The 15,403-nt window shown below is 28.4% G+C and carries 8 protein-coding genes and 3 pseudogenes; 7 read left to right on the forward strand and 4 right to left on the reverse strand.

Annotation, left to right across the window (positions count from 1 at the left end):
* Window positions 1-6 precede the first annotated feature (6 nt).
* A complete protein-coding gene (mnmA, locus tag ANHYDRO_RS06455; RefSeq protein ID WP_004814730.1) occupies window positions 7-1,116 on the forward strand; it encodes a tRNA 2-thiouridine(34) synthase MnmA in 1,110 nt (369 codons plus the stop codon).
* On the opposite strand, the pseudogene ANHYDRO_RS09725 reads toward mnmA, so the two are convergent.
* From ANHYDRO_RS09725 to ANHYDRO_RS06475, 4 genes and pseudogenes are all read right to left on the reverse strand, one after another.
* Window positions 1,086-2,486, reverse strand: a pseudogene (locus ANHYDRO_RS09725) (sucrose-6-phosphate hydrolase); the annotation flags it as partial. The gene mnmA and the pseudogene ANHYDRO_RS09725 sit on opposite strands and share 31 nt — an antisense overlap.
* A gap of 281 nt (window positions 2,487-2,767) precedes the next feature.
* Window positions 2,768-3,952 (reverse strand): GspE/PulE family protein, encoded by a 1,185-nt coding sequence (locus ANHYDRO_RS06465; protein ID WP_004814734.1) that lies wholly within the window; start codon window positions 3,950-3,952, stop codon window positions 2,768-2,770.
* Window positions 3,952-5,481: a YifB family Mg chelatase-like AAA ATPase gene (locus ANHYDRO_RS06470; RefSeq protein ID WP_004814736.1), complete on the reverse strand. Its 1,530-nt coding sequence runs from the start codon at window positions 5,479-5,481 to the stop codon at window positions 3,952-3,954. The genes ANHYDRO_RS06465 and ANHYDRO_RS06470 overlap by 1 nt, the downstream gene beginning before the upstream one ends.
* Window position 5,482: 1 nt before the next feature.
* Window positions 5,483-6,382 (reverse strand): RluA family pseudouridine synthase, encoded by a 900-nt coding sequence (locus tag ANHYDRO_RS06475; protein ID WP_004814738.1) that lies wholly within the window; start codon window positions 6,380-6,382, stop codon window positions 5,483-5,485.
* Window positions 6,383-6,505: 123 nt separating this feature from the next.
* On the opposite strand from ANHYDRO_RS06475, the gene ANHYDRO_RS06480 reads away from it, so the two are divergent.
* The 6 genes and pseudogenes from ANHYDRO_RS06480 (at window position 6,506) to ANHYDRO_RS06510 (ending at window position 15,346) form a co-directional block, all read left to right on the forward strand.
* The gene (locus tag ANHYDRO_RS06480; protein WP_004817083.1) at window positions 6,506-7,210 is read left to right on the forward strand and encodes an isoprenyl transferase; all 705 of its coding nucleotides are present in this window, start codon (window positions 6,506-6,508) and stop codon (window positions 7,208-7,210) included.
* Window positions 7,197-7,973: a phosphatidate cytidylyltransferase gene (locus ANHYDRO_RS06485; protein WP_004814742.1), complete on the forward strand. Its 777-nt coding sequence runs from the start codon at window positions 7,197-7,199 to the stop codon at window positions 7,971-7,973. The genes ANHYDRO_RS06480 and ANHYDRO_RS06485 overlap by 14 nt, the downstream gene beginning before the upstream one ends.
* 9 nt (window positions 7,974-7,982) lie before the next feature.
* Complete coding sequence (locus tag ANHYDRO_RS06490) at window positions 7,983-8,996, forward strand: M50 family metallopeptidase (protein ID WP_004814744.1); 1,014 nt, start codon at window positions 7,983-7,985, stop codon at window positions 8,994-8,996.
* A gap of 10 nt (window positions 8,997-9,006) precedes the next feature.
* Window positions 9,007-10,064: pseudogene (gene ispG / locus ANHYDRO_RS06495) on the forward strand (flavodoxin-dependent (E)-4-hydroxy-3-methylbut-2-enyl-diphosphate synthase).
* Window positions 10,045-14,228 (forward strand): annotated as a pseudogene (locus ANHYDRO_RS06505) (PolC-type DNA polymerase III). The pseudogenes ispG and ANHYDRO_RS06505 overlap by 20 nt, the downstream one beginning before the upstream one ends.
* A gap of 212 nt (window positions 14,229-14,440) precedes the next feature.
* Window positions 14,441-15,346: a DMT family transporter gene (locus ANHYDRO_RS06510; RefSeq protein ID WP_004814753.1), complete on the forward strand. Its 906-nt coding sequence runs from the start codon at window positions 14,441-14,443 to the stop codon at window positions 15,344-15,346.
* The last annotated feature ends 57 nt before the right edge of the window (window positions 15,347-15,403 follow it).

Below are 15,403 nucleotides of genomic sequence, written 5' to 3' on the forward strand. Positions count from 1 at the left end.
GAATAGATGGAAAAGAAAGATAAGAAAGATATTAAAGTTATAGTAGGTGTAAGTGGTGGAGTTGATTCATCTGTTGCCGCCCTTTTATTAAAAGAAGAAGGCTATGATGTTAGTGGAATTTTTATGAAAAACTGGGATGAGGAAGATGAAAATGGTGTTTGTACTGCAGAAGTTGATTATGAAGATGCAGTAAAAGTTTGTAACCAAATAGGAATTCCATATTATTCAATAAATTTTGAAAAAGAATATTATGATAGGGTATTTTCATATTTTCTTGATGAATATAAAAAGGGGAGAACTCCAAATCCTGATATAATGTGCAACAAGGAAATAAAATTTAAGGCTTTTTTGGATTATGCAAAAGATTTAGGCGCAGACTATCTTGCAACAGGTCATTATGCAAGAGTTGATAGGGAAGATGGTGAAACTAAAATGCTTAGAGGGATAGATTCAAACAAGGACCAAACATATTTTCTTTCCCAATTATCCCAAGATCAAATAAAAGATGTTTTATTTCCAGTAGGAAATCTTGATAAAAAAGAAGTAAGAAAAATTGCCAAAGAAAATAATTTGGCAACAGCTGATAAAAAAGATTCAACAGGGATTTGTTTTATTGGTGAAAGAAATTTCAATGAATTTTTGTCTAACTATCTTCCAGCAAAAGAGGGAAATATAGTTGATACTGATGGAAATGTTATGGGAAAACACTATGGGCTAATGTATCATACAATTGGTCAAAGAAGAGGACTTGGTATTGGTGGAGAAGGTGAAGCTTGGTTTGTTTGTGGTAAAGATTTAGAAAAAAACGAACTAATTGTTTGCCAAGGAAAAAATAATGAAAAATTATTTTCAAATAGGCTAATAGGATCAAATTTGTCTTCAATTTCAGCTAAAGGACTAAAAAAAGAATTTGATTGTACATGTAAATTTAGATATAGGCAAAAAGATATAAATTCTCATGTAAAAATTTTAGATGATGGAAAAGTAGAAATTACTTATGATAAAACAAAAGCTGTAACCCCAGGTCAAGCTGCAGTATTTTATGACGGGGAAGTTTGCTTAGGATCTTGCATTATAGATGAAGTTTACAATGGGAATAAAAGATTAAAAGTATAAAAAATCGGAGAAAAATTATCTATATAGGATTTTTTTAATGTATAAATTTGTGTATTTTCCTTTGAAAGACCTTCTATGTATAGGTCTTTTTCATTATTTTTTGGAAAAACTTTTGAAGTGAGGGCATATTCTCCTTGGTTTATAAAAATTTCAATTGTAGACTTGTCTACGTAAATTTTCATAGATTTTAAATCTACATTAGAAATTTTTCTTTCAAAGCCAAAATCTTGAGAAATTTTATTTTCTAATTTTGACCTATCTATTTTAAATTCTTTTTTATTTTTGTCATAAGAAATAATAAATCCACCATTTTTTTCTTGGGAATAGACCTTTATTTGTAAAGAATTTTCTATATTATCAAGAGAAATTTCTAAAGGTTCAATATTTTTTAATATTTCATTAAATTCAATTTTTTCTAACCTTAAATCATCTATATTTTTTACAGGATTTATAAAAAGTTTATTGTATTTTATTTTAAGCTCACGTACTAGAGAAAGATTTCCAGAAAATTCCTTGTCATTTGGATAAATTGTATCAGGAAGCCCAATCCAGCCGATTAAATAAGATTTTTCCGTATTGCTAAAGCTTTGAGCTGCATAAAAGTCAAAACCCCTATCAAGTTCTATAAATTCACTTTCAGGATAGAATATTTTATTTTCAATATCTAGCCTTCCAATGATATATCCATTTTGGTAAATATTATTGAAAAAATCTCCACAAGCTTTCATTCCTTGGGGAGAAAATAATAATACATCTTTTCCGTCAACCTTTAAAATATCTGGACATTCCCACATATAAGCCTTGTTATCAAAATCCTTAATCTCAAGCTCTCCAAAAAATTCCCAATCTTTATCTATATTTTTTGACCTATAAATTAAAAGACAACCATGGTCTTTTTTATCTCTTGCACCAAGTGTTAAATAATAGAATTCATTTTTCTTAAAAATTCTAGGGTCTCTTTGATCTTCTTTATAATTTTTATTTGGAGAAATTATTAATTTTTCATCAATAATTTTTCCATTCTCGTATTTTCCTAAAACTGTGTTTGGAATCCTATTTTCATTTTCATCTTTTTGATTTCCACTATAAACTATATAAACATCATCATTTTCTACAAAGGCTGATCCAGAATAAGCACCATTGTTTTTATAAACTTTATCTGGTTTTATAGTAAGACCTAGATTTTTAAAATTTATTAAATTAGAACTTTGAACTTCATACCAATGTTTTAGGCCATGAAAGCCTTTAAAAGGATACCATTGGTAAAAAATATGAAATTTATTATCCTTAAAAAAAAGTCCATTAGGATCATTTAAAAGTCCAGTTAAGGGACTAATATGAAAGTAGTCTCTGTAAAGAGAATTTTTAAGTGAAGAATGAAGATTTTTTTAATTCCTTTGCATCATCTTTTTTTATTAATCTTTTTTTGTAATCAAACATCTTTTATCCTTTAACATTGAAGCAGAAAATCCAAACAAATAAGTTAAAACAAGCATACATTAGTAAAATAAAAATTTGTACAAATATTAAACTTGCACAAAGGATCTTTCATTTATTTTTATTTAATTTCAACTAATAATTTTATTTGCTATATTTAATACTATTTTTAAAAGTTGACCTTATAAATTTGGGTTTTTGTTCTTTATGATTTCTAATTAAAATAATAAATTGAATCTAAAACTTCCTCTAAACTTGTAACTCCCTCTAGAACTTTTTTTATCCCATTATAAGTCATAGATTTAAAATTCTTTTTCTTATTTAATAAGTCCAAATCATTTTTGCTAAAATTTTTATTGTCAAAAAAAAGCTCCTTGTAATCCTCATCAAAATCTACTATCTCTTCAACTGCCTCCCTTCCTAAATATCCATCGTGACATTTATCACAAGAGGATGGCTTATAAATATAAGTTTCTTTATCTATATCAAAATAATTTTTTATAAAATTATATTCTTTGTTTGAAATTTTTCTTTTCTTCTTACATGAGCAAAGTTTTCTAACAAGTCTTTGACTTGCAAGAGTATTTACAGCTTGTTTTATAAGATAATCTTCAACTGACAAATCACGAAGTCTATTTATAGAGGCAAAACTATTATTGGTATGAAGGGTTGTTAAAACCAAATGTCCAGTTATAGCAGCTCTCACTGCCATTTTTGCAGTTTCATCATCTCTAATTTCTCCAAGCATAATAATATCTGGGTCTTGTCTTAAAATTGACCTTAGAGCATTTTGAAAACTTAGACCAATTTTTTCATTGACTGATATTTGATTTATGCCCAAGATATTTATCTCTACAGGATCTTCAATACTAATAATATTACTTTTTTCATCGTTTAATTTATTTAATAGAGAATAAAGCGAAGTAGATTTTCCAGAACCTGTTGGGCCTGAAAAAATTATCATGCCTGATTTATTTTTAATAGCTTTTTGTAAAATCTCCTTTGACCTATCAGAAAAACCCAATAAATTTTGAGATTTTTTAAAATTTTCTATAGAAAGAATCCTTAAAACTAATTTTTCACCAACAACTGTATTTAAAGTTGATATTCTAAAATCTATATGAGGAAATTTTTCTAATTTTAAATATCCATCTTGGGGTCTTCTTTTTTCTGATATATCAAGTTTTGAAGATAATTTTATCCTTGTCAAAAGTTTAATATAAGAAGGATAATCCATCTCGGTGATATTTCTAAGTTTTCCGTCAATTCTAAATCTGATTCTTGAAAAATTTTTATCCATAGGCTCAAGGTGGATGTCACTAGCGTTTAAAGTTAGAGCTTTTGTAACAAGATTATTAATATATAAGTCAATGTTGGAATTTATCAAATTATTATCCATCACACACTCCAATATTTATCATCCAAAGACCTATATCTTATAGCCTCTAATAAATGTTTAGGCTCTATATTTTCACTATTTTCAAGGTCTGCAATTGTTCTACTCATTTTTATAATTTTATTGTAAGATCTTACAGAAAAGTTATATTTATCAAAAGCTTTTTGCCCAAGAGCCTTTACATTTTTATCAAGTTTTATATATTTTTTCATAAGCCTTGTCGATAAGGCTCCATTGGTAGAAATTTCTTCATCTTCATATCTTTTATTTTGAATTTCTCTTGCTCTTTGAACCTCATCTTTCATTTCTTTTGATGATTTTGTTTTTATATTATCATCCAAATCTTTATACTTTACAGGTTTTATTTCTATGTGAATATCAATCCTATCTAAAATTGGAGAAGATAATTTTGATAAATACCTCCTAATTTCATTTTGAGAGCAGGTACATTCCTTCAAAGGATTTCCATAATTTCCGCAAGGACAAGGATTCATTGCAGCAATAAGAATAAAATCTGCTGGATATTTTATGCTAGCCATTGACCTTGAAATATTTATCTCCTTATTTTCCAAGGGCTCTCTCAAAGCTTCTATAGTTTTTTTAGAAAATTCTGGAAATTCATCTAAAAACAAAACTCCCTTGTGGGCAAGGGTAATCTCTCCTGCCTTTGGAATATTTGCTCCTCCTCCAATCAAAGAAACTTCACTTGCTGAATGGTGAGGAGACCTGAAAGGTCTATTATTTATTAATTTTCCGCTTTCAAGTAGTCCCATTACTGAATAAATTTTTGTAACTTCAACTTTTTCTTCAAAATCCATATCGGGTAGGATTGAAGGCAAATGTTTGGCTGAAAAAGTTTTTCCACTTCCTGGTGGACCAATCATTAATAAGTTATGACCACCGGCTGCTGCAATTTGTAGGGCTCTTTTTAAGGAATCTTGACCCTTTATGTCAGAAAAATCATAAGGATATGTAATATTTTCGCTTATATTTGATAATTTTATTTTATAAGGAGATTTTTTTGTATTTTCATTAAGAAATGAAACTAATTCTTCCAAATTTATAAATGGAAAAATATTACAATCTTTAATTATGGCACATTCATCCTTATTAGAATCTGAAATTATAAAATTTTTAAAGCCCTTTTCTCTCATAGAAATTACCATGGCAAGGGCACCTTTTATAGGGACAATTCTTCCATCTAGCGATAGTTCTCCTATAAAAATAAAATCATCTTTTGAATTTTCAATCACTCCCATACTTTTTAAAAGAGAAATAGCAATTGGTAAATCAAGCTGGGTTCCTTCTTTTTTTATATCAGCAGGGGATAAATTTATGGTAATTCTTCCTTGGGGAAATTTAAAACCAGAATTAATTAGGGCAACCCTAATCCTATCTTTGGATTCTTTTATAGCTGAATCGGGAAGGCCAACTATATTAAATGCTGGCATCCCTGATGTTATATCAGATTCAACTTCGATTGCCTTTCCATCAAGGCCCAAAAGAGTGACTGTATTTGTTTTTGAATACATTTTATTCTCCTAATCCTAAAACTTTTTGATATTTTTTAAAATCTTCATGAACATCAGCTTCAAATTCTCTATAAACTCCATCTTTATCGGTAAATCCCAATTTGTGACAATGAAGTAGTTGGTGGTCAAGATTAAATTTATGTTTTACATTTCCATAAACTGGATCTCCGAGAAGGGGATGGTTAATATGGGTCATGTGGACTCTTATTTGGTGAGTTCTTCCTGTAAGAATTTTTATTTTTACAAGGGAATAACCATCATTTTCACTTAAAACTTCATATTTACTTATAGCATCCCTTCCACTATTTCTCACTGCCATTTTTCTGCGATTATTTGGATCTCTATCCATAAAGGTATGAATTTCTCCAGATTTTTTTTTGAAAATTCCATTACAAATTGCCAAATATTCCTTGTCAATTTTTCTTGTTTCAAAAAGATTTTTTAAAAATTTGTAAGATGAATTACTTTTTGCAATTACCATAAGGCCTGTTGTATCCTTATCAAGCCTGTGGACAATGCCTGGTCTGTCATCGCCTCCTATATGGGATAAATTATTGTAGCCAAAATGATATAAAAGTCCATTTACCAAAGTCCCACTTACTATTGATCCTGCAGGATGGACAATTACATTTTCATCCTTATCAATAATTGCATAGTCTTTATTTTCATAAACAATTTTTAAATCCATTTTTTCAGCTTCAATTTTTGCCCTTTCAAATAAGTCATCTGAAATTTCAATTTCATCTTCCAAAATTAATTTATAGGAAGGTTTTATTTTTTTATTATTTACTTTTATTTTTTTTTCCTTGATAAAATCTTTTATTTTTTCTCTAGGAATTTCTTCAAAAATATCAGATAAATATTTATCAAGTCTTATTTCTTTATTTGCTTTAATTTTCATACTTAAATTATAGCATTTGGGAAAAATATATACAAAAAGTAAAAATATTTGCAGATAGCTTTTTTATTTCAATATCTTTACTTGTGGTATAATCTTATAGAGATTATTTTAGAAGGAAGGCTTATGAAAGAAAAAGAATTAAACCACCTTGCTATTATTCTTGATGGAAATGGTAGGTGGGCAAAAAATAAAAATATGCCAAGATCTATGGGCCATAAAGAAGGTTCTGAAAATGTAGTTGATATTGCCCTTTATGCAAAGGAAAAAGGTATAAAATATTTAACTCTTTATGCATTTTCTACAGAAAATTGGAAAAGACCCAAGATTGAAGTCAATTATTTGATGAAATTATTGGCAAAATTTATAAAAGATAAGACAAAATTACTTATGGAAAATGAAGTAAAATTAAATATAATTGGAGATATATCAAAACTTCCAGAAAAAACAATGAGGGCTTGTCTTGATGTTTGTGAACTAACAAAAAACAATGACCAACTTGTTTTGAATATGGCCATAAATTATGGTGGCCGTAGTGAAATTGTAAAAGCTTTTAAGGATATGGCAAAAGATGGAATAGATTTTGAAAAAATTGATGAAGATGATATTTCAAACTATCTTTATACTAAAAATATGCCAGATCCAGATCTTTTAATTAGAACAGGAGGAGATCTTAGAATTTCTAATTTTTTGATTTATCAAATGGCTTATACGGAATATTATTTTACTGATGTTTTATGGCCTGATTTTTCCAAAAAAGATTTGGATAAGGCTGTTGACTCTTTTTATGGAAGAGATAGAAGGTATGGTGGATTAAATGAACCTAGCTAAAAGATTATTTGGTGGAAGTCTTATTTTAATTGTCCTAATATTAATTACTTATTTTGGAAGACCAAGTTTTGCTATTGGTTTTACAATCTTTTCAAGTATTGCTTGTATTGAGCTAATTAGGGCCTTAAGAAATATTTCCTACAATGTTCCAAAAAGATTTGCCCTTGTTGTAAATGCCTTTTTGATGTTTAATGCATATTTTGGTGAGGATAAAATATTTATTATTGGAATTGTTACTATAATGATTTCAATTTTTGTATTTATGATCTTTAATAAGAAATTTCAAATGCAAGACTTTTTTGCCTTGTTATTTGTCATAACTTATATTTCAATTTTTATGTCAAATGCTGTAATGATTGTTGATAAGAGATATTTATATATGCTTTATATTATAGCATGGGGATCAGATACTTTTGCCTATCTTACAGGAGTTAGCATTGGCAAACACAAGATAAAATCTTTGGAAGAAATTTCTCCTAATAAAACCATAGAAGGATTTGTTGGGGGAGTTTGTGGTGCAGTTTTATTGAATTTAATTTATGTAAACTTTTCAGGTCTTGATAAAAATATTATTATGGTAATAATTTTCACTGTAGTTTCTGCTATTTTATCAGAAACTGGAGATTTGGTTGCATCATTTATTAAAAGAAAATGTGGTATTAAAGACTATGGGGACTTAATTCCTGGACACGGAGGAATTTTGGATAGGTTTGATTCAATATTATTTATTAGTCCTTGTATGTTTTTATTTACAATTATATAAAGGAGAAAGATGAAGTCAGTTATTATATCGATAGTAATGTTCTTATTTTTGATTTTAATTCATGAATTTGGACATTTTATTGTTGCAAAAAAAAGTGGAATAAAGGTAAATGAATTTGCCATAGGTATGGGTCCTAAAATTTTTTCAAAACAAAAGGGTGAAACCTTGTACTCTATAAATTTATTTCCTATTGGTGGATATTGTGCTATGGAAGGCGAGGATAATGAAAGTGATGATGAAAGATCATTTGACAAGGCACCTGCTTACAAAAGATTTTTAACAATTCTTGCAGGACCTTTGACAAATTTAATTTTTGCAGGTCTCTTATTTTCTTTGGTTTCATTTAATACAGGAAAACCATCAAAGATAGTTGGAGAATTTACTGAAAATTCACCAATTAAGAGTCAAGGATTTAAGGTTAATGATGAAATTTTAAAAATTAATAATAAGGAGATAAAAGAATTTTCAGATATTTCAAAAAATTTGGAAGATTTTTATAAAAATCACAATAAAAACGATGAAATTTCCCTTACGGTTAAAAGAAATAATAAGGAAGTTGAAAAAAATGTGAGGGTAAAATTTGAAGGAAAAAGGCCTATACTTGGTTTTATTCCAAAAAATCAAAAAGTAGGATTTTTTGAAGCAATTGTGATTGGAATAAAACAAGTAGGCTCTATGATTTCTATGATGGTCCTTGTTTTAAAAAGTTTATTTACAGGTCAGTTAGGTTTTTCAGCCCTTTCAGGACCTGTTGGCGTTGTAAAAGAAATGGGAAGGCAAGCAAATCTTGGAATTATGAACCTGATTTTCTTTTTGGGCTATATTAGTGTAAATTTAGGATTTTTCAACCTACTTCCAATACCTGCCCTTGATGGTTCAAAGATTTTCACATCATTATTTGAAATGATTACTAAAAAAAGAGTGAATAAAAAAATTGAAGAGAAATTTACAATTGGAGGATTTATTCTCTTATTGGGATTAATCCTTTTAGTTACAATTAAAGATTTAATTAATTTATTTTAAGGAGTAAAAATTGAAAAAAACTAGAAAAGTATATGTAGGAGATGTAGCCATAGGAGGAGGATCTCCTATTTCTATCCAATCAATGACAACAAAAGAAACAAAAAACATTGAAGAAGTTGTAAAACAAATCAACGATTTTGAAAAGGCAGGCTGTGATATTTCAAGATCTGCCATAAACTCTCTTGAAGATGCAAGAGCAATTTCTGAAATAAAAAAAGAACGAATCTTCCTTTTGTAGCAGACATACAATTTGATTATAAGCTTGCCATAGCTGCAGTTGAAAATGGCTGTGATTGTTTAAGAATAAATCCAGGAAATATTGGTGGGGCTGATAAGGTTAAGATTTTAGTTGAAAAATGTAAGGAGAAAAATATTCCTATAAGAATTGGAGTAAACTCAGGATCTGTTCATAAGGATATGATTGAAAAATATCATGGAGTAAATGTAGATAGCCTAGTTTATTCTGCCCTTGAAGAAGTAAAAGTTTTAGAAGATTTAGACTTTTACGACATTGTTATTTCAATTAAATCATCAGATGTAAATACAATGATTGATGTAAATAGAAAAATTTCATCTCTTTGCGATTATCCACTCCATTTGGGAGTTACAGAAGCAGGACCTCTTTATCAAGCCTTGGTAAAATCATCAATAGGAATGGGATCACTTTTAAAAGATGGAATTGGAGATACAATAAGGGTTTCAATAACAGGAGATCCAGTACAAGAAGTAAAAGCTGGAAAAACTATTTTAAAATCTTTGGGACTTAGACGTGATGGAATTGATTTGGTTTCATGTCCAACTTGTTCAAGAACAAGCGTAAATTTAGATGAAATTGTAAATGAAGCAAGTGATAGACTTGATGAATTAAATTTAAATTTAAAAGTAGCTATAATGGGTTGTCCTGTCAATGGACCAGGTGAAGCAAAAGAAGCAGATTATGGAATTGCTTGTGCCAAAGGGTACGGATTTTTATTTAAAAAAGGCATTACTATTAAAAAGGTAAAACAAGAAGAAATAGTAGACAGTCTAATTGAAGAAATTTTGAAAGATGAGAAAAATGAAAATTAGTCTAAAATCACTCATAGATACAGACAAAGATTACTATATAAAAAATGCTATATATTCAAAAAAATTAAATAAATTAAAATTAATAATTGCAGGAAAAAAAGATAAAGGAATTGAAGAAAAATTAGAAAAATATTTTTCCTATGTAAATTTAGCTTTAAAATACGAAGATATAATAGAAAAAGAAGAAAAGGCAAATCCAATTGAAGAATTTTATGAAAATCAACCTCTTCCAGATTTTTATGAAACAGGATATGAAGACCAAGTAGAAGAAATTGTAGATGAAAAAAAAGATAAAGCTAAAGAAAATAAAGAAAACAAAGATATTTTTGATCTGCCAAATATTGAAAATAAAAAAGACGAGAATACAAAAGATGACAAGCCATCAAGTCTTAGAGATTTAAAAAAACTAGAACTTGAAAATATGATTCAAAATGCTAGAAATAACAAAAAAGAATCAGAAAAAAAAGAGAAGGATCCATCAGAAATTTTAAAATATGGAAGAAATATAAAAGCTGATGAATTTAAAATTGAAGAGATTTATGATAAAAAGGGAATGAATTTATCCCTAAAGGGTGAAATTTTTGGAATAGATATTTTTGAATCAAAAAGAGGGAATTTTATCTATTCCTTTGACCTTGAAGATGGGACAGATGCCATAGCTTGTAAGATGTTTGTTCAACCAAGAAATAAGGAAAAGCTTGATAATTTAAAAGAAAATATGGCTGTAAAAGTCCAAGGTGTTTTAAATTATGATGGTTACTCTCACGAAGATGTATTTACAGTAAATTCTATGGAAGAATGTGAGAAAAAAGAGAGACTTGACACATATCCAAAAAAAAGAGTAGAGCTTGAAATTCATACAAAAATGACCAACCTTGATGGCTTTGTTGATATGGATGAGCTTTCAAAAAGATTAAAATCTTGGGGTCATACAGCTTGTGGAATTACAGATACAGAAACTCTTCAAGCCCTTCCTGATATGTATGATAAACTTGGAAAAAATGATATAAAAATGCTAGCAGGTGCTGAGCTTTTGTTAGTTGATAAAAATTTAAGAATTTTAACCAATAATTACAATAAAAAATAAATGACATAAGTGATTTAAAAGATCAAAGATTTATTGTTTTTGATTTGGAAACAACAGGACTTTATAAATATTCTGATAAAATAACAGAAATTGGTGCTGTTAAAGTTGAAAATGGGGAAATTACAGAAGTTTTTAATGAACTTGTAAATCCTGAAAAAATGATTCCTGAAAAGGTAGTTGAGCTTACTGGAATTACAAATGAAATGGTTATGGATAAGCCAAAAATTGATGAGATTTTGCCAAAATTTTTGGAGTTTTCAAAAGATGCCTATTTTGTAGGACAAAATACAGATTTTGATATTGGTTTTATAAAAGAAGCTTGTGACAATTTATCCTACCAATTTGAACCTGTTTATTTAGATACCTTGCCAATGGCAAGGGCAGTTTTTCCATCTATGGGAAGATTTTCTCTAGATAAACTTGCAAAAAAATTGGCAGTAGGACCATTTAACCATCACAGGGCAAGTGATGATGCTATGACAACTGCAAAAGTCTTTATAAAATTATTTGAAAAAATTAAGGATAAAAATAAAGATTTAAGTCTTGCAAAAATTAATTCTATAAAAACAAAATGGCCTATTTCTCGTCACGAAAATTTCTCATCAATAATTTTTGCTAAAAATTATCAGGGCCTTAAAAATCTATATAAAATAATTTCAGATTCTAGAATGAAATATTTTAATTTGGAAGCCAAAACACCATTCGACTTGGTAAGAAAAAATAAAGAGGGCCTTATAATTGGATCAGGGGGCAAAGATGGGCTCTTATTTAAAGCCATAAGAGATGACTATTCCGAAGAAAAAATAGATAAAATCTGTGAATTTTTTGATTTTTTCCAAATAGAAGCACTAGGTGTATTTGCAGATGATTTAGAAAATGGGTCTATAAGAAATAAAGAGCAAATTATTGAAATAAATAAAAAAATCATTGAGCTTGGAAAAAAACATGATAAATTGGTTGTGGCAACAGGTTCTGTAAGATATATGGAAAAGAAGGATTATGTTCTTAGAAATATTCTTCACAAGGGACAATTTTTCCATTACAGGGAAAATAATCCCCTTTATTATTTAAAAACAACTAATGAAATGCTTGATGAATTTTATTATCTAGATGATAAAACAAAAATGGAAGTTGTAATTGATAATACCATAAAAATTTCTGATCAAATTGAAAGTGTTATGCCTATTCCTCATGAGACTTTTCCACCAAAAATTGAAGGCTCTGATAAAAGATTAAAAGATACAACTTATGAAAAGGCAATATCAATTTATGGAGATCCTCTTCCTGAGCTTGTAAAAACCAGACTTGATAAGGAACTTGATTCTATAATTTCAAATGGTTACGCTGTCTTATATATAATTGCAAAAGAGCTTGTAGAAAAATCAAATAGGGATGGATACTTGGTTGGATCAAGAGGTTCTGTGGGTTCATCTTTTGCAGCAACTATGGCAAATATTACAGAAGTAAATCCGCTAGCCCCTCATTATATTTGCCCTAATTGTAAACATTCAGAATTTATAACTGATGGATCTATTGGAGCTGGAATAGATTTGCCAGATAAAACTTGTCCAAAATGTGGGACAGAGATGAACAAGGATGGTCATGATATTCCTTTCGAAGTTTTCTTGGGTTTTGAAGGAGATAAGGAACCTGATATAGATTTAAATTTCGCTGGAGAATATCAACCAACAATTCACAAATATACTGAAGAATTGTTTGGTGAAGGAAAAGTTTTTAGGGCAGGAACTATTGGAACTATAAAAGACAATACGGCTTTTGGTTATATTAAAAAATATATGGAAGATAATGAGCTAACATTAAGTAATGCACAAATTCGAAAATATCAAAGGGGACTTTTTGATGTAAAAAGAACTACTGGCCAACACCCTGGAGGACTAATGATAGTTCCAAATGATAAGGAAATTTATGATTTTTCCCCTGTTCAATATCCAGCAGATGATGGAAAAGATGATATAAAAACAACTCATTTTACCTACAATATGATGCATGGTGTAATTTTAAAATTAGATTTATTGGGCCATGATGTTCCTACAATTATTAGAAGTCTTCAAGATTTAACAAATACAGATCCTTTGAAACTTCAAATGGATGATGAAAATGTAATGAATATTTTCTCTTCAACCAAACCCTTAAATATAAAATATGATTTTTCAAATAATGAAATAGGAACTTTGGGAATTCCTGAATTTGGTACATCTTTTGTAAGGGGAATGCTAAAGGATACTTTTCCAACTAAATTTTCAGAAATGACAAGAATTTCTGGTCTTTCTCACGGAACTGATGTGTGGTTAAATAATGCTCAAGATTTGGTAAAGTCAAAAACTGCAGGTTTTGACCAAATAATTTCAACCCGTGATGATATTATGAATTCACTTATTAATCTTGGACTTGATAAGAAAAAATCTTTCCAAATAATGGAAAAAGTTAGGAAGGGAAAAGAACTTTCTGAAGAAACTTTATCTTATATGAGAGAAAATAAGGTTCCAGATTGGTATATCGATTCATGTCTTAAAATAAAATATCTTTTCCCAAAGGCCCATGCCGTTGCTTATTGTTTGATGAGCTATAGGATTGCCTATTACAAGGTTTATTATCCAAAAGCATTTTATGCAACATATTTTTCAACAAAACTAAATGATTTTCAATATTCAGTTATTGTAAAAGGATTAAAGTCAATCCAATATGCTTTAAATGAAATAAATCAATTAGAAAAACCAACTCAAAGGGAAAAAAACCTTAGGTCCTTGTTGGAAGTTGCTGAAGAGATGGCTGCAAGAGATATTAAAATAAAAAAAGCAGACTTATATAAGTCAGAGGCTGTTAAATTTATTTTGGATGAAGACGGGGAAATTTTACCACCCCTTTCTGCAGTTGATGATGTGTCAGAAGCAATGGCAAAAGATATAGTAGAAGAAAGGGAAAAAACAAAATTTATTTCTATTGAAGATTTGAAAAAAAGAACTTCATTAAATAAAAATGCCCTAAATTCTTTAAAGAATTTAGACATAATAAATAATTTGCAAGAAGAAAATCAAATGTCTTTGTTTGATTTGTAAATTAAAACTCTAATAGGGATTAAATCTTTATTAGAGTTTTTTTATTTTACTTTTATAAAAACAAAAAATGCATATATATAACGAATAAAAGCAATTAATTATCAAAGTCAAGCGATTTTGTTGGAATTTTTATTATTTTTATTAAAAAAATATTACAAACATTCAAATTTTTGATATAATAAAGCAAAGATTTTATAAATATAGGAGTAAATATGAAAAACAAACATAGAGGAGAATTGCTTTTATTTTTAACTTCCTTTATTTGGGGCTTTGCTTTTATTGCTCAAAAATTAGGAAGTGATTACATACCACCCTTTACCTTTAATTTTTTAAGAAACCTAGTTGCAGGTATTTTTTTATTTTTTTATTTAATTTTTAGAAGAAAGAAAAGCAATAAAAAAATAGATGCCTATACAAAAACAGAAACTATTAGGGGAGCTATAGCAACAGGTATAGTAATGGCTATTGCAGTTAGTTTTCAACAAATTGGAGTTTATTACACAACAAGTGGTAAGGCAGGATTTATAACCTCCCTTTATGTTGTTATAGTTCCAATTTTTGCAATTTTTATGGGGAAAAAAGTTTCAAAAAAAACAGGGATTTCTATAATTTTGGCCCTTATTGGACTTTATTTGCTTACAGTTAAGGTTGAAGATGGATTTTCTGTAAATAAGGGAGATATTTTAATTTTTGTAGGGTCTTTATTTTTTGCCTTCCATATCTTATTTATAGACTATTATTCACCAAAGTCCGATAGTGTAAAAATGTCCATGTTGCAATTTTTTATAGCAAGCTTTATATCCTTTTGTTTAATGATTTTATTTGAAAAGCCAGATATAAATTTGATTTTAAAGGGAATCCTTGCAATCTTATATTTGGGAATTTTTTCTTCGGGACTCGGTTATACTTTACAAATTATTGCTCAAAAAGATACAGATCCTACAATTTCAAGTTTAATCTTGTCACTTGAGGCAGTTTTCGCTGCATTTTTTGGATTTTTATTTTTAAAAGAAGTTCCAGTTGATAGGGAAATTTTTGGTGGAATTCTTATGTTTATTGCTATAATTTTATCTCAAGTTCCTGATTCTTTAATTAAAAAAATAATAAAAATAAAGTAAAAAAANNNNATATATATATATATATATATATATATATATATATATATATATATATAT

The organism is Anaerococcus hydrogenalis DSM 7454 (assembly GCF_000173355.1).
Classification (GTDB): domain Bacteria; phylum Bacillota; class Clostridia; order Tissierellales; family Peptoniphilaceae; genus Anaerococcus; species Anaerococcus hydrogenalis.

Bases quoted from the DNA above. Each gene is read 5' to 3' on its own strand.
- mnmA (WP_004814730.1), top strand. From the start codon at position 7: ATGGAAAAGAAAGATAAGAAAGATATTAAAGTTATAGTAGGTGTAAGT.
- ANHYDRO_RS06465 (WP_004814734.1), bottom strand. From the start codon at position 3,952: ATGGATAATAATTTGATAAATTCCAACATTGACTTATATATTAATAAT.
- ANHYDRO_RS06470 (WP_004814736.1), bottom strand. From the start codon at position 5,481: ATGTATTCAAAAACAAATACAGTCACTCTTTTGGGCCTTGATGGAAAG.
- ANHYDRO_RS06475 (WP_004814738.1), bottom strand. From the start codon at position 6,382: ATGAAAATTAAAGCAAATAAAGAAATAAGACTTGATAAATATTTATCT.
- ANHYDRO_RS06480 (WP_004817083.1), top strand. From the start codon at position 6,506: ATGAAAGAAAAAGAATTAAACCACCTTGCTATTATTCTTGATGGAAAT.
- ANHYDRO_RS06485 (WP_004814742.1), top strand. From the start codon at position 7,197: ATGAACCTAGCTAAAAGATTATTTGGTGGAAGTCTTATTTTAATTGTC.
- ANHYDRO_RS06490 (WP_004814744.1), top strand. From the start codon at position 7,983: ATGAAGTCAGTTATTATATCGATAGTAATGTTCTTATTTTTGATTTTA.
- ANHYDRO_RS06510 (WP_004814753.1), top strand. From the start codon at position 14,441: ATGAAAAACAAACATAGAGGAGAATTGCTTTTATTTTTAACTTCCTTT.